The following is a 15,581-nucleotide window of genomic DNA, read 5'->3' as shown; positions in this document are numbered from 1 at the left end:
GGTTGCCGCCATGGTCGAGTGGGACATCCGGAAGCTGCAGATCCTGCGGACGCTGCGGGAACGGGGGACCGTGACGGCGACGGCCGAGGCGCTACGGATGACACCGTCGGCGGTGTCGCAGCAGCTGACGAACCTCGCCAAGCAGGTTGGGGTGCCGCTGCTGGAGGCTCAGGGGCGGCGGGTGCGGCTGACGGACGCGGCGCGGCTGGTGCTGCGGCACGCCGAGGCCGTGTTCGAGCAACTGGAGCGGGCGGACGCCGAGTTGGCGGCGTACACGCGGGGCGAGGTCGGGGAGGTGCGCGTGGGCGCCTTCTCCACGGCGGTCCCGGCGCTGGTCGTACCGGCCGTACGGGCGCTGCGGGCCTCGCATCCCGGCGTGGTCGTACGCGTGCGGGAGGCGGAGGCCGCGGAGGCGTACGAACTCCTGGCCGCCGGGGAGGTCGACCTCGCCCTCTCCCTCGCGGCACAGGCACCGGCCGTGGGAGACCCGCGCTTCACCCGCGTACCCCTGCTGACCGATCCGCTGGACGTCGCCCTCCCCAAGGGCCACGACCTGGCGACCACCGAACCGCTGCGGCTGGCCGACCTCGCTGCCGAGGACTGGATCTTCGGCGGAAGCGGGCCGTGGTCCGACATCACCCGGGGCGCCTGCGAGACGGCCGGCTTCAGCCCACGGCAGGGCCACTCGGCGTCCGGATGGACGGCCATCCTGGCCATGGTGGAGGCCGGCATGGGCGTGGCGCTGGTCCCCCGGATGGCCGCCGTGCCGAGGGGCGGGGTCGTGATGCGGGAACTGGGGGAGGAGCGGCCGGTTCGGCATGTGGTGGCGGCTGTGCGCAGGGGTGGGGAGGACTCCCCGGCGGTGGGGAGGCTGCTGGATGTCCTTCGGGGCGTTGCGGCCACGTAGTCGGGGGAGCAGGGCCACTGAAACTCACGCCCGACGCACCTCGTAGAGGAAGCAGCCGTACTCGACGGCCCGCACGTGGACGACCGCCACGGCCGGGTCGTCGAAGGCCTCGCGGAACGCCGAGGTGAACGTGCTCGCGCCCTCGACCAGCCGGCCGCCCAGGATGTGCCCCTGGGCGGAGTACCGCCGCACCACCCGGTGCGCGTTGGTGAACGGGACCTCTTCGCCGTCCGGCCCCGCGCACTCCTCGGCGTGGATGAAGACCGGCCCCTGTTCGTCGTAGGCACCAGGATCGGCCCCGTTCTCGGCCGCCCAGCGGCGCAGGGGCGCATACGAGACCAGGGCGATCCGCTCGCCGGGGGCACTGCGGCGCAGGCAGCAGCGCAGGGGTGCGCCGCCCTCGTCGTCGGTGACGGGAACCATCCTGCGTCCCGCGTCGTCAGCAGAGCGCAGCCCCTTCAGGGTCGTCGGTTCGACGGGACGTACGTGGTAGGTCGTCATGACCCCAGCCTCACGCGCGTACGCCCCGCCCACCGGCGGTAAACGGACATCGCGCTCCGTGCAGGTCCCGTGGAAGGATGACCGAACCGCCGAACCTACACATATCGAGGAGATGACCGCGTGCCTGGCACAAACCTGACTCGCGAAGAGGCGCAGCAGCGGGCGAAGCTGCTCACCGTTGACTCGTACGAGATCGATCTCGACCTCTCCGGCGCGCAGGAGGGCGGTACCTACAGGTCCGTGACCACGGTGCGCTTCGACGTCGCGGAGAACGGCGCCGACTCCTTCATCGACCTCGTGGCGCCGACCGTCCACGAGGTGACCCTCAACGGCGACGCGCTCGACGCGGACGAGGTCTTCAAGGACTCCAGGATCGCCCTGCCGGGCCTGCTGGAGGGGCGCAACGTCCTGCGGGTCGTCGCCGACTGCGCGTACACCAACACGGGCGAGGGCCTGCACCGCTTCGTCGACCCGGTCGACCAGCAGGCGTACCTGTACACCCAGTTCGAGGTCCCGGACGCCCGTCGCGTCTTCGCGTCCTTCGAGCAGCCCGACCTGAAGGCCACCTTCCAGTTCACCGTGAAGGCCCCGGAGGGCTGGACGGTGGTCTCCAACTCGCCCACCCCGGAACCGAAGGACAACGTCTGGTCCTTCGAGCCGACCCCGCGCATCTCGTCGTACATCACGGCGCTGATCGTCGGCCCGTACCACTCCGTGCACAGCGTGTACGAGAAGGACGGGCAGAGCGTGCCGCTCGGCATCTACTGCCGGCCGTCGCTCGCCGAGTACCTCGACTCGGACGCCATCTTCGAGGTGACCCGGCAGGGCTTCGACTGGTTCCAGGAGAAGTTCGACTACGCGTACCCGTTCAAGAAGTACGACCAGCTGTTCGTGCCGGAGTTCAACGCGGGCGCGATGGAGAACGCCGGTGCGGTCACCATCCGGGACCAGTACGTCTTCCGGTCGAAGGTCACCGACGCCGCGTACGAGCAGCGCGCAGCCACGATCCTGCACGAGCTGGCCCACATGTGGTTCGGCGACCTGGTCACCATGGAGTGGTGGAACGACCTGTGGCTGAACGAGTCGTTCGCCACCTACGCGGAGGCCGCCTGCCAGGCGTACGCGCCCGAGTCGCGCTGGCCGCACTCGTGGACCACCTTCGCCAACCAGATGAAGACGTGGGCGTACCGCCAGGACCAGCTGCCGTCCACCCACCCGATCATGGCCGAGATCCGCGACCTGGACGACGTGCTCGTCAACTTCGACGGCATCACGTACGCCAAGGGCGCCTCCGTTCTCAAGCAGCTCGTCGCCTACGTTGGCGAGGACGAGTTCTTCCGGGGCGTGCAGGCGTACTTCAAGCGCCACGCGTTCGGCAACACGCGCCTGTCCGACCTGCTGGGCGCCCTGGAGGAGACCTCCGGGCGTGACCTGAAGAGCTGGTCGAAGCAGTGGCTGGAGACGGCCGGCATCAACGTCCTGCGGCCCGAGATCGAGACGGACGCCGACGGTGTCATCACGTCCTTCGCGATCCGCCAGGAGGCCCCGGCGCTGCCGGCCGGCGCGAAGGGCGAGCCGACCCTGCGCCCGCACCGCATCGCCGTCGGCCTGTACAACCTCGACGGCGACAGCGGCAAGCTGGTGCGCGCCGAGCGTGTCGAACTCGACGTGGACGGCGAACTGACGGCCGTACCGCAGCTGTCGGGAACCCGCCGTCCGGACGTCGTCCTCCTCAACGACGACGACCTGTCGTACGCGAAGGTCCGTCTCGACGAGGAGTCCCTGGCGTTCGTCACGGAGCACCTCGGCGACTTCGAGGCGTCCCTGCCCCGCGCCCTGTGCTGGGCGTCGTCCTGGGACATGACGCGCGACGCGGAGCTCGCCACCCGCGACTACCTCTCGCTGGTCCTGTCGGGCATCGGCAAGGAGTCCGACATCGGTGTCGTGCAGTCGCTCCAGCGCCAGGTGAAGCTGGCGATCGAGCTGTACGCCGCCCCCGCGGCCCGCGAGGCCCTGCTGACCCGCTGGACGGACGCCACGCTGGCCCATCTGCGGTCCGCCGAGGCGGGCAGCGACCACCAGCTGGCCTGGGCGCGGGCGTTCGCGGCGACGGCCCGTACGCCGGAGCAGCTGGACCTGCTGGAGGCCCTGCTGGACGGCTCCCAGTCGGTCGAGGGGCTGGCCGTCGACACGGAGCTGCGCTGGGCGTTCGTGGAGCGCCTGGCGGCCGTGGGCCGCTACGACGAGACGGAGATCGCGGCCGAGTACGAGCGGGACAGGACCGCCGCCGGCGAGCGCCACGCGGCCACGGCCCGTGCCGCCCGCCCGACCCCCGAGGCCAAGGCCGAGGCCTGGGCGTCGGTGATCGAGTCCGACAAGCTCCCGAACGCCCTCCAGGAAGCGGTGATCGGCGGCTTCGTCCAGACCGACCAGCGCGAGCTCCTGGCCCCGTACACCGACAGGTTCTTCGAGGTGGTCAAGGACATCTGGGACGCCCGCTCCCACGAGATCGCCCAGCAGATCGCCGTCGGCCTGTACCCGACGATCCAGGTCTCCGACGACACCCTGCACAAGACGGACACCTGGCTGTCCTCCGCGGAGCCGAACGCGGCCCTGCGACGTCTGGTCTCGGAGTCCCGGGCGGGCGTGGAACGAGCGCTGAAGGCGCAGGCCGCGGACGCGGCGGCCGACCAGCCGTAGCCGGCGGCGGCCGACCGGCGGAGTCGGCCGTACGACGCCAAGGGGCGCCCACCGTGACCGGTGGGCGCCCCTTCGTCGTGGAGTACGGGCGTCAGCCCTTCAGCTCCGCCGCCACCAACTCCGCGATCTGCACGGCGTTCAGCGCCGCGCCCTTGCGGAGGTTGTCGTTGGAGACGAACAGGGCGAGGCCGTGCTCGACGGTCTCGTCCTGGCGGAGGCGGCCGACGTAGGAGGGGTCCTGGCCAGCCGCCTGGAGCGGGGTCGGGACGTCGGTGAGGGCCACGCCGGGGGCGCCGGCCAGGACCTCCTTGGCGCGCTCCACGCTGATCGGGCGGGCGAAGCGGGCGTTGATCTGGAGGGAGTGGCCGGCGAAGACCGGGACGCGCACGCAGGTGCCGGAGACCTTCAGCTCGGGGATCTCCAGGATCTTGCGGGACTCGTGGCGAAGCTTCTGCTCCTCGTCGGTCTCGTGCAGGCCGTCGTCGACGATGGAGCCGGCCATCGGCAGGACGTTGTACGCGATCGGGGCGACGTACTTGTTCGGCTCGGGGAACTCCGCCGCCGAGCCGTCGTGGGTGAGCTTGGGCGCGTCGTCGCCGACCTTCTTGATCTGCTCGAACAGCTCGTCGACGCCGGCCAGACCGGAGCCGGAGACGGCCTGGTAGGTGGCGACGACCAGGGCCTGCAGGCCCGCCTCGGCGTGCAGCGGCCGCAGCACCGGCATCGCGGCCATCGTCGTGCAGTTCGGGTTGGCGATGATGCCCTTGGGGCGGTCGGCGATGGCGTGCGGGTTGACCTCGGAGACCACCAGGGGTACGTCCGGGTCCCTGCGCCAGGCCGAGGAGTTGTCGATCACCACGGGGCCCTGTGCGGCGACCTTCGGGGCCAGCGCCTTCGACGTCGCGCCGCCCGCAGAGAACAGCACGATGTCCAGACCGGAGTAGTCGGCCGTGGCCGCGTCCTCCACCGTCACGCCGTCCAGGACCGTCCCCGCCGAGCGGGCCGAGGCGAACAGGCGCAGCTCGGTGACGGGGAAGTCCCGCTCCTTGAGGATCCTGCGCATGACCGTGCCGACCTGACCGGTGGCTCCGACGATTCCGACCCTCACGGCGACTCCTTCTACGTGATCTGCGTGGCTTGTCTGTGTCTGCTGCATGGCCGAGGCGTTTCCATCATGCGGTCAGCCTTGGTCCGCCTGTCCAATTCTTTGACCGGGATGACCGAACGGTGGAACGCGACCCACCCCGGCCCGAGCCGTGGTTCTGCGGCTCACACCCGGGCTGAGCTGGAGATATTCGCCCTGCGGCGGCCCCGCACCGCAAGCTCGCCTGCCCCCACGCAACCGGCCTACGCGAAGGTGTGACGTACGCCTCTGTGGCCGTCCGCAGGTATGCCTCTGTGCAGCGGCGGGGGCTTCCCGGAAATTCCGCCGGCCGACGCCGAACGTTTCGGGCCCTTACGGCGTCACAGTCACCACACGGCGAGGGGAGGGGTGGCTGTGCTGCGCAGAAAGGCCCGCCGCGACCAGGGGGGCGGTGCCGTCCAGGACGTACTGGACGATCCGCTGGACGCGGCCCAGGAGCGCCGGGTGCGGGCGGTGCTCGCGCTGGGCGGGGTGCCGCAGGCGGACCTGCCGGACGGGGTACAGCAGGTCCGCCTGCGGCTGCTGGAGCGGGCCGCGAGCGGCCGTGAGGCGCCGCGGGACGTCTCGGCGTGGGCGGCGGTCGTCGCCTCCAACCTCGCGATGGACTGGCACCGGGCCAAGAAGCGCCAGGAGCGGCTCGGGGAGCGCCTCGCCTCCCTGCACGAGCCGGTCCACCCCTCCGGCGAGGACACCAGCCTGCTCTCCCTCGCCGTCGCCCAGGGCCTGGACGAACTGCCCGACTACCAGCGTCAGGTCCTCGTGCTGCGCTTCTTCGCCGACCTGCCGGTCCGCGGCATCGCCGAGGAGCTCGGCATCCCGGAGGGCACGGTCAAGAGCAGGCTGCACACGGCGGTACGGGCCCTGCGCGCCCGCCTGCACGAGGACGAGGTGGTGTGACATGACCGCCGAGAACGAAGGCCGTACCCGCGCTGACGCGCTGATGGCCGCGATCACCGACGAACCGCTCACCGACGAGGCACGCGCGGACGCCGCCTTCATGGCGGAGCACCGCTCGGCGGCCGCCGACGTGGCGCTGCTGCGGGAACAGCTGGGGATCATCGGGCACGCGCTCGCCGAACCGGCCCCGCCGGAGCCCGAGCCGCAGCCCGCGCCCGCCCCCGCCCCCGTGCGCGTACGCCGGCCCTCCCGCGCCCGGCGCCGTATGTTCGCCGTGGCCTACGGCGGGCTCGCGGTGGCCGCCGCCGCGTCCGTGCTGGTGGGCATGGGCTGGCTGCTGACCCAGGGCGAGGGCGCCCACTCCGACGCCGGTGCCGCCGCCGACAAGCAGGCCTCCGAGGCCGGGGGTGGCGGTGCCTTCGGCAGTCCCCAGTACCTCGCCTGCTCCCGGCTGGTCGCCGAGGGCGAGGCCACCTCGGTGGAGCGGCTGCCCGGTACGACGTCCCTGCGGGTCGCCCTGCACATGAGCCGCTACTACAAGCCGGACAAGGGCGAGCAGGAGCTGACCTTCGTGGTCGACGAGAGCCTCGTCCCGGGCCTGCGCGTGGGCGACCCGGTCCTCATCGGTATCCGCCAGGGCACCCGCGAGCCGGACTTCTGGGCGGTCGGCGAGCAGAACATCGCCCCCGAACGGGCCTGGATCACCGCCTCGCTGGCCCAGGCGGGCAAGCTCACCTGCTGACCGGCTCCGGGCGCGGTGAACGGCGAGGGGCGGGCGCCCGCACGGACGCCCGCCCCCCCACTGCCGTACTCGACGAGCTACGGCGTGACCTTCTCGATCTTCACGTTGCCGAGGCCCGCGACCGTGCCGCGCGCGTTCAGCAGCCGGACCTGGCCGAAGAACTCACGGCCCTCCGGAGCGGCCGCCGCGGCGGTGACGCTGCCCGCGACCGTGGCCGAGTCACCCGTGCCGAGCTCCACCGGCGCCGACTCGTCGACGGTGACGCTGCCGAGCGTGGCGGAGTAGAACACGTCCAGGTAGTCGTACGCCGTCGAGCCGGCCGGCACCGAGTAGCCGACGACCTCGATGCTGTACTTCCCGGCCGCCGGGTTCGCGACCGAGACCGACTCCTCCGAGTCACCGTCGGCGGAGCTGCCGACCTCCGTGCCGGCCGCGTCGTAGACGACCAGGTCGAGGTCGGCGGCCGCGTCGGAGACGCTGCCGATGCTGACGTCGAGGGACGTGGCGCCCTCGGGGACGTCGACCGTGGTGGTCTGCGTGTCGCCCTCGGCGATGGTCGGACGCGCCGTCTTCGACGAGCCGAGCGGGCCGCCGGCCAGCTTGCCGTCGAGGGCGGCGTAGTCGTTCGTCACCTTCCAGGAGACGGCGGTCGGGGTGCCGACCTTGGCCTCGGGCAGGGTCACGGTCTCCGGGTCGAAGGCCGCGCCCAGGACGGCGACGTCCAGCTTGAACGGGTTGTCGAGCAGCGGCGACGTACGACGCGACTCGACCTCGATCTCCCAGACGCCGGGCTGCGGGTCGGCGTAGGAACGCACGTCCGGCTTGCAGCCGTTGCCGGCGAGGTAGTTGTTGTAGCAGTACGGGGTGCCGGTGTTGTCCGACGGCGTGCCGTACGGGTGGATGGCGATGAACCGGGTCTGGCTCTTGTCCTTCAGCCCGCCGATCGCGACCTGAAGCGACTTCGCGCCCTCGGGGACGGTCACGAAGTACGACTTGGTGCTGTTGCGCTGCACCGAACCGGACGCCGCGTAGGTGTACTTCAGCGGCGCCGAGACCACGACCGTGTTGAGGACCTGCTGGTCGATGCCCTCGGTGCGCGGGTCGTCGACCTCCAGGATCGCGCTCTTGATGCCGGCCGAGGACGGCTTGGCGGCGATCTTGACGGTGACCGGCTTGTTCAGGCCGAGGCTGATCTCGTCGGAGCCGACGATGCGGAAGGTGTCCCCGGCGTTGTTCTCCAGGTGCAGCTCGTGCCGGATCGCCTTGTCCGCGCCGGACGTACGGGTGAGGGTGACGTCGTACGTCTTCTTCTGGCCGGCCCTGAGGCCGCCCTCGCGGTCGTAGATGCCCGTGCCGGAGCCCGGGGTCTTCAGGAACTGGTCGATCGCGGTGTCGACCGGCGCCTTGACCGTGTACTCGTGGGCGGTGGCGCCGTCACGGATCGACTCCCAGGCGTCCGGGATGTTGATGAGGCCGACACCCTCCTCGTACGCCTGCACACCCTTGATGTGGTCGGCGGTCGAGGTCAGCGCGGTGCGCAGCTTCGCCGGGGTGAGGTCGATGCCCTTCTGCTTGGCGGCGCTCAGCAGCAGCGCCGAGGCGCCCGCGGCCTGCGGGGACGCCATCGAGGTGCCCTGGAGCATGCCGTAGCCGGCCGGGAGGGTGTAGCCCGCCTCGGCGACCGGGGCGCCCGGCAGCCAGGTCTGGATGGTGTTGATCGCGGCGCCCGGCGCGGACAGCGTCGGGGTGAAGCCGCCGTCCTCACGCGGACCGCGCGAGGAGAACGGCATCATCGCGTACGTCTTCTCCACGACCGAGCCGTAGTTGGCGGCCCAGGTCTCCTTGGAGACGGTCGCGCCGACCGAGATGACCTTGCTCGCCAGGCCGGGGTCGCCGATGGTGTTGGCGCCGGGGCCGGAGTTGCCGGCCGAGATCACCAGCTGCACGCCGTAGGTGTCGATGAGGCGCGTGTACAGCTCGGCGCGCGCGTTGTTGCCGTCGTTCAGCGCCGGGAGACCGCCGATGGACATGTTGACGATGTCGACGCCACGGTTGACGACAAGGTCGATCATGCCCTCGGTGAGCGCGACGTTGGTGCAGCCGCCGGTCCAGGTGCAGGCGCGCGAGGCGACGAGCTTCGCGCCCGGGGCCGCGCCGTTCATCTTCCCGCCGAACAGGCCGTTGGCGGCGGTGATGCCGGCGACGTGGGTGCCGTGCTCGGACTCGATGACGCCGATGTTGACGAAGTCGCGCTTCTGGCCGACCCAGTCCCCGCCGAGGGGGTCCATGGGCACGTCCTTGCGGATCTGCACGACGAACGGCTGGCGCTCGGCGACGTCGGTGGCCGGGTTGTCGGTGCCGAAGTACCCGATCTGGTAGCCGTCCTTGTACGGCTTCATCGGGGTGTCGTCACCGAAGTCGAAGTTGTTGTTCAGGTCGACCCGGACGGTGCCGTTCGCGGCGTCGTACAGGACGCCCCAGGAGTCGGTCTTGTCGCCGTCGCGGTTGGCGTCGCCCGCCGCGTCGCCGCCCGTGGTGTACGACTCCAGGAAGGTGCTCACCTGGTAGGAGCCGGCGGGCGCGGTCCAGGTCTTGCCGCCGTAGGTGAAGGTGGGCCCGGAGACGGAGGTCACCATCGGGCGCCAGGTGCGGTCGTTGTCCACTATCGGGTCGGTCGCGGTGACCCAGTCGACGATCTTGCGCTCACCCGTGGTGGTCTTCTGGAGCGCCGGGTGCGCGAGGTCGATGCCGGAGTCGAGGATGCCGATGGTGATGCCGCGGCCGTCCGCCTTCGGGTGGTCCTCGACGAAGTCGACGGCGCCCGTCTCGAAGGACGGGTTGTACGGGTTCTCCGCCGGGGTCTTCTTGCCGGGGGCCGGGTACGCGCCCGCGGTGCCCGTCGCCTTCGCCGCGCTCTTCGAGCCCTTGGTGTCGACGACCGGGTCGTCCAGGGGTATCTCCTCGCGCAGGTCGATGCCGTGCACCGAGGAGAGCTTCGTGGCGGCGGCGATGGCTGAGTCGGCCTTGCCGGTCGGGACGGTGGCCCGGACGTAGCCGAGCTTGTCGTAGGTACGGCCCACAGAGCCGACCGCGTCCAGCTGCTCGGCGACCTTCTCGGTCTGGCCGGGCGCGGTCGCGATCATCATCGTGACGTTCTTGTCGCCGTCGGCCTTCGCCTCGGCGAGCAGGTCGGCGTCGTCCGAACCGAGCCTGTCGTGCGCGGACTTGACGCTCAGGTCCGTCGCCGCGGGGGCGGGGTCCGCGGCTATGGCCATGGGTATCGGCCCGGCCGCGGAGAGCGCCGCGACGAGACCGACGGCCACGGCTGTGCGGGCCGCGCGTCTCGGACCCGGCTTCGGTTCGCGCTGGGGGTTGAGGGTCATCGGCATCCCTTGTTGGTAAAGGAGCATGGGCCGTCCGGTATGTGATCCCGGACGACCGCACAGCCTTACGCAAGGGAAGGATGTTTGGGAAGAGTTGACCGAATCGAAATGGAGGGATGGGGGAAACCCCCTATGCAATTGGGGCGTGAGGAGCGAAAGGCGCAAGTCACCCGCAAGGCGAAAAACCACCTGCGCCGGTCCACCCCGGCCGTCTAACGTCCCTACGTGCGGAAGAAGTTGAGGGTGGCGGCCTACGCCATTTGCGTACGTGACGGACAAGTCCTCCTCGCGCGCTCCCCGGCGCCGGGCGGCGGCTTCGAGTGGGTGCTGCCGGGCGGCGGCATGGAGCACGGTGAGGATCCCTACGACACGGTCGTGCGGGAGGTGGAGGAGGAGACCGGCTACCTCGTCGAACCGACGGGCCTGCTCGGCATCGACTCCTCCCACCGCACGTTCCCGAGCGGCCGCTTCGGCCGCCCCGTCGACCACCACGGCGTACGGCTCGTCTACGAGGCCCGGATCACGGGCGGCGACCTGCGCTACGAGGCCAACGGCTCGACCGACATGGCGGCCTGGCAGCCCCTGGACGAGGTGACGGCCCTGACGCGCGTGTCCATGGTCGACAAGGGGCTGTCGCTGTGGCGGGAGCGGCCGGCGGCGGGGCGGATCGGAGCCGACAGGGCCTAGGGGGTCGGGCCCGGGAAACAGCTTCGCTACCCCGAAAGATGAACACGGAGTGACCGCGTCCCGGCCGTTCGAGGAGCGGCCGTGGACGCGGAAGGTAGTCCAAGATCCACGTACGGTGATCGGCGCTGCCCGTTGCGGTCGTGTTCATGCGCAGGTCATCCCCGCTGCCAACGATCCACAGTGAGCGGGAGGTTCGCTTCGGTGACCGCCCGCGACCACTGCCGACGCGTTCGCACTCGGGGAGATCGCGCCATGTCGCGCATACGCTCTGTCGCCAGCTCCGCGCTGGGGGTCCACCGCCGTACCCTGCTCGCCGCCACCGGAGCGGTGACCCTCTCCGCGGGCGTCGGCTACGCCCTGCGGCCCACCGAGAGTGAGGCCGCCACCACCACAAGCACCGCGAGCACACCGGGCGACGCCGCCGCCGAGGCCCCCGTCGGTGCCTCCCGCAAGGTGCCGGTCGCCCTCGCGCCCTACACCCGCGGCACCACCGTCGCCTCGGTCGCCACCCCGACCGGCAGCTCCGGCTACCGCCGGCTCGGCGACGGTCCCGGCTGGAAGCGGGTCGTCCGCGAGAACCTGGCCGCGGCCAAGCCGGGGCGCGAGAAGCGGCGTACGGCGCTCGCCGCCTTCGTACAGCTCACCGACCTGCACCTGATCGACGCCCAGCACCCGCTCCGCCTCGAATACCTGCGCTCGACGGACGTGCACGCCTGGCGGCCGCACGAGGCGCTGACCGTGCCCGGCGCGGTGGCGCTGGTCGAGCGCGTCAACGCGCTGCGGGGCGCCCCCGTCACCGGCGCCCCGCTCCACTTCGCCATGACCACCGGCGACAACACGGACAACAACTGCAAGTCCGAGCTGGAGTGGTTCCTGACGGTGATGAGCGGCGGCCGGGTCACCCCGAACACGGGCGACCCGCGGCACTACGAAGGCGTCCAGAACAGCGGCCTCAAGCTGTACTGGCAGGCCGACGACAGCGTCCGCGACGCCGACAAGCAGCTCGGCTTCCCGCACATCGAGGGCTACCTCGCCGCCGCGATCCGCGAACTGCGCAGCCCCGGCCTGAACATCCCCTGGTACTCGACGGTCGGCAACCACGACGCGATGCCGCTCGGCACCTACGCCTCGCACGCCGACTCCTACCTCACCGACCTCGCGGTCGGCGGCAAGAAGCTGATGAACGTGCCTGCCGCGGACGCCAAGAAGCTCCAGGACTCCCTGAAGCAGGACAAGGACCCGAGGGGCACCGTCTTCAAGGACTTCCTCAAGGCCCACGCCCGCTCGATGCGCTCGGTCACGCCGGACGAGAGCCGCGCCCCGTTCACGCCGAGGGAGTACCTCCAGGCCCATCTGGACCCGGCCCACCGCGGCCACGGCCCGGTCGGTCACGGCTACTCGACGGCCAACCTGGACGCGGGCACCCAGTACTACAGCTTCCGCATCGCCGACGACGTCATCGGCATCAGCCTCGACACCACCGACCCGGGCGGCCACTACGAAGGGTCCATCGGGGCGGCGCAGTTCAACTGGCTGGACCGGACGCTGCGCGAGAACAAGGACTCGTACGCGATCGTCTTCAGCCATCACACCAGCGAGACGATGGACAACCTGCGCCGCGACCCGGCCCGCCCGGGCGAGCGGCGCGTGGGCGGCGCCGAGGTCCTCGAACTGCTCGGCAGCCACCGCGGCGTCCTTGCCTGGGTGAACGGCCACATCCACAAGAACGTCATCACCCCGCGCTCCGGCTCCGGCGGCCACTCCTTCTGGGAGATCTCCACCGCCTCCCACGTCGACTTCCCCCAGCTCGCCCGGATCATCGAGGTGGTGGACAACAAGGACGGCACGCTCTCCCTGTTCACCACCCTGATCGAGTCCTCCGCCCCGCACCGCACCAGCCTCACCGACCACTCCCAGACGGGCCTGGCCGCCCTCTACCGCGAGCTGGCCCTGAACGCGCCCGGCGCCAGCACGAAGCTGGCGGGGGACCGGAAGGACCGCAACACGGAGCTGGTGCTGAAGAAGGGCTGAAATCCGTTCCTGCACCGCGGAGTGAAAGCCTTTGCTGCGCTTTTGCCCTTCGGCATGCTGGTGGTGTGCCCGGGCCGCGAGGGCCCGGCGTTCATCCACGCTGCGACGGGGGCAGAAGCGATGATCGAAACAGTGTTCAGGAGCGAAGACTTACCGGTGGCGGACCGGGTCGACGCGTGGCGGGAGAAGCTGTCCCGGATCCACGCGCCCGTGGACCTGGTCTGCCCTCCCGCCTCGGACTTCCGCGCGCAGCAGTGCGTCGTCCCACTGGGGAGCGCGCTCGTGTGGTCCTCGGTCTGGTCGCCCCAGACCATCAGGCGGACACCGCGGCTCATCCGCGGCTCCGACCCGGAGATGATCCACCTCTCGCTGATCACCAAGGGCGCCGTGGGGTTCCGCATGGGCGGTCCGGACGCCCTGTACGGCCCGTACGAGCTCCGTACCAACGACTCCTCCCGGCCCTTCGATATTTTCCTGGGCCCGCAGCGGGAAGTAGTGGAGGCCGTGAGCGTGGACGTGCCCCGAGCGCGTCTGGCCCTGCCCTCGGACGATCTCGGCCGGGTGATCGGTCACCGGCTGACGGGACAGCAGGGCGTCGGGGCCCTGCTGACGGCCCTCCTCACCAACCTGATGGACAAACGGCATTCGTACACCGTCGTCGACGCGCCCCGGCTGGAGACGATCCTGGTCGACCTGCTCGCGGCCGTGTTCGCGAACGCACTGGACGCCATGGACAGCCTGCCTGCCGAGTCCCGGAGGCGGACCCTGGCCCTGCGCATCCAGGCGTTCATCCGCGACCACCTGCACGACCCGGGCCTGACGCCGGCCACCATCGCCGCCGCGCACCACATCTCGATCAGCCATCTCCACCGGCTGTTCCAGGACCGCGAGACCACCGTGTCCGGCTGGATCCGGCACCTGCGTCTGGAGCGTGCCTGCGAGATGCTCGCCGATCCCGCCCGACGTGACGTCCCGGTGCATCTCGTCGCCGTCCGCGCGGGCTTCGAGCACCATCCGGTCTTCACGCGCGCGTTCCGCTCGGCCTACGGCATGTCGCCCCGCGACTACCGCCGCCGTGCCCTGCTCCAGGAGACCGGCAACGAGGGGCCCGCAGCCGACTCGGTCGGGACGGATCGTCAAACAACCGTGGACTCGGCGTCAACATCTCCGCGCCGGTTGCTCAGAGGATGACACCAGTCGCCCGAGACCGGGCGATTGACATCAACGGGGAGATGTTCATGACCAAGATCGAGTTCGATCACGTCAGGTACGGCTCGACCGAGCCGTGCGTAAAGAAGTTCCAGAAGGCTCTGATAGCCGCCGGCTACAAGATCCCGTCGGGCGCCACCGGCAAGTACGGCGACGAGACGAAGAGTGCCTGCGCCAAGTTCCAGCGTGCGCAGGGCTGGTCGGGCAGTGGGGCGGACGGACTGGCGGGCGAGGAGACGTTGGCCCGGCTCGGTCTGAAGGACGGCGGCCACCGTTCGGGCCGGGTGGACTCACCCGTGCCCGGCCACAAGGTCACGTACGCCTACGGTGTCCGCAACTCCGACTACTCCGCCGGCTACCACACCGGGGACGACTACGCGGCGTCCACCGGCACGCCCGTGGTGGCGGTACGGGCGGGCACCATCGCCTGGTCGAACGGCGACGGCGGCGCGTACGGGAACTGGATCTGCCTGCGAGCGGACAACGGGCGGGACTACGTCTACTGCCACCTGTCGCAGCGGGCCGTCTCCAGGGGCGACAAGGTGAAGGCGGGCGAAAGGCTGGGCAAGGTCGGGGCGAGCGGCAACGTGACCGGTCCGCACCTGCACTTCGAGGACCGTCCGCGCGGCGGCGGGTACGGCGACGACCGCAAGCCCTCCTGGTGAGCACCGGTCACCCACGGCACTCACCACACACCCGCCCACCAGGAGGTTTCCATGGCGACATCGCTGTCCGCAGCGACGCTCCTCGCCGCCCTGCGCGCCGAAGGCGTGCGAGTGGTGGAGGTCGGCGACTGGCGCACGCACAACCGTGATCACAAGGGCCCCTGGGGACCCGTTCACGGCGTGATGATCCATCACACCGTGACCTCGGGCACCCAGGAGTCGGTGGCGATCTGCCGGGACGGTTCCAGCTCACTGCCGGGCCCGCTGTGCCATGGCGTCATAGCCAAGGACGGCACCGTCCACCTCGTCGGTCACGGGCGCGCCAACCACGCCGGCGGGGGCGATCCCGAGGTCCTTGAGCGTGTGCAAGCTGAGGACTACGGCACTCGGCCGCCGAAGCCGACACGAGGCAACGCCGATGGAGTGGACGGCAACGTCTGCTTCTACGGCTTCGAGTGTGTCAACCGCGGCGACGGCGACGACCCGTGGCCCGCGGCACAACTCGAGGCGATCGAACGCGTCAGCGCCGCGATCTGCCGTGCCCACGGCTGGACCGCACGCAGTGTCATCGGCCACCTCGAATGGTCCGAGGACAAGATCGACCCGAAGGGATTCCCGATGCCCGGGATGCGCGACCGCGTCGCGGCCCGTCTGAAGAAGGCACCGAAGCCCACGCTCGTCGTCGGGTGAGGGAGCCCTGAGGCCCGTGGGGGTG

General features: G+C 70.7%; 11 protein-coding genes and 1 pseudogene. 9 read left to right on the top strand and 3 right to left on the bottom strand.

Annotated elements, in window-relative coordinates; translation table 11 throughout:
* The first annotated feature begins 10 nt into the window (after nucleotides 1–10).
* Complete coding sequence (locus AQJ67_RS21510) at nucleotides 11–907, top strand: LysR family transcriptional regulator (protein WP_062720686.1); 897 nt, start codon at nucleotides 11–13, stop codon at nucleotides 905–907.
* Nucleotides 908–931: 24 nt separating this feature from the next.
* On the opposite strand, the gene AQJ67_RS21505 is transcribed toward AQJ67_RS21510, so the two are convergent.
* Entirely contained in the window at nucleotides 932–1,408 is a 477-nt protein-coding gene (locus AQJ67_RS21505) for a DUF1203 domain-containing protein (protein WP_062720685.1), read from the bottom strand.
* A 120-nt stretch (nucleotides 1,409–1,528) separates the two neighbouring features.
* Between AQJ67_RS21505 and pepN the strand changes: the two genes are divergently transcribed.
* Nucleotides 1,529–4,108 carry an aminopeptidase N gene (gene pepN / locus AQJ67_RS21500; protein ID WP_062720684.1) on the top strand — a complete coding sequence of 860 codons (2,580 nt, stop codon included), beginning with the start codon at nucleotides 1,529–1,531 and terminating at the stop codon, nucleotides 4,106–4,108.
* 91 nt (nucleotides 4,109–4,199) lie between these two features.
* Here the strand turns inward: pepN and AQJ67_RS21495 are convergent, their stop codons facing one another.
* On the bottom strand, nucleotides 4,200–5,216 hold the full coding sequence (locus AQJ67_RS21495) for an aspartate-semialdehyde dehydrogenase (RefSeq protein ID WP_062720683.1): 1,017 nt from the start codon (nucleotides 5,214–5,216) through the stop codon (nucleotides 4,200–4,202).
* Between the two features lie 390 nt (nucleotides 5,217–5,606).
* Between AQJ67_RS21495 and AQJ67_RS21490 the strand changes: the two genes are divergently transcribed.
* The gene (locus tag AQJ67_RS21490) at nucleotides 5,607–6,149 is read left to right on the top strand and encodes an RNA polymerase sigma factor (RefSeq protein ID WP_062720682.1); all 543 of its coding nucleotides are present in this window, start codon (nucleotides 5,607–5,609) and stop codon (nucleotides 6,147–6,149) included.
* Between the two features lies 1 nt (nucleotide 6,150).
* A complete protein-coding gene (locus tag AQJ67_RS21485; protein ID WP_062720681.1) occupies nucleotides 6,151–6,891 on the top strand; it encodes a hypothetical protein in 741 nt (246 codons plus the stop codon).
* A 77-nt stretch (nucleotides 6,892–6,968) separates the two neighbouring features.
* On the opposite strand, the gene AQJ67_RS21480 is transcribed toward AQJ67_RS21485, so the two are convergent.
* Nucleotides 6,969–10,274: a S8 family serine peptidase gene (locus AQJ67_RS21480; RefSeq protein ID WP_062720679.1), complete on the bottom strand. Its 3,306-nt coding sequence runs from the start codon at nucleotides 10,272–10,274 to the stop codon at nucleotides 6,969–6,971.
* A gap of 225 nt (nucleotides 10,275–10,499) precedes the next feature.
* Between AQJ67_RS21480 and AQJ67_RS21475 the strand changes: the two genes are divergently transcribed.
* The 5 genes and pseudogenes from AQJ67_RS21475 to AQJ67_RS21455 all read left to right on the top strand — a co-directional run.
* Entirely contained in the window at nucleotides 10,500–10,961 is a 462-nt protein-coding gene (locus AQJ67_RS21475) for an NUDIX hydrolase (RefSeq protein ID WP_208615021.1), read from the top strand.
* Between the two features lie 252 nt (nucleotides 10,962–11,213).
* A complete protein-coding gene (locus tag AQJ67_RS21470; protein WP_062720676.1) occupies nucleotides 11,214–12,992 on the top strand; it encodes a TIGR03767 family metallophosphoesterase in 1,779 nt (592 codons plus the stop codon).
* A 156-nt stretch (nucleotides 12,993–13,148) separates the two neighbouring features.
* A complete protein-coding gene (locus AQJ67_RS21465; protein WP_063807347.1) occupies nucleotides 13,149–14,183 on the top strand; it encodes a helix-turn-helix domain-containing protein in 1,035 nt (344 codons plus the stop codon).
* A gap of 47 nt (nucleotides 14,184–14,230) precedes the next feature.
* Nucleotides 14,231–14,866, top strand: a complete 636-nt coding sequence (locus AQJ67_RS21460) for a peptidoglycan DD-metalloendopeptidase family protein (protein WP_062721047.1) — start codon at nucleotides 14,231–14,233, stop codon at nucleotides 14,864–14,866.
* Nucleotides 14,867–14,917: 51 nt separating this feature from the next.
* Nucleotides 14,918–15,532 (top strand): annotated as a pseudogene (locus AQJ67_RS21455) (N-acetylmuramoyl-L-alanine amidase); the annotation flags it as partial.
* Nucleotides 15,533–15,581 lie beyond the last annotated feature (49 nt).

This window comes from Streptomyces caeruleatus (genome assembly GCF_001514235.1).
In the GTDB taxonomy this organism is placed as follows: Bacteria; Actinomycetota; Actinomycetes; order Streptomycetales; family Streptomycetaceae; genus Streptomyces; species Streptomyces caeruleatus.
This window is presented reverse-complemented; position numbering and strand designations above follow the sequence as displayed.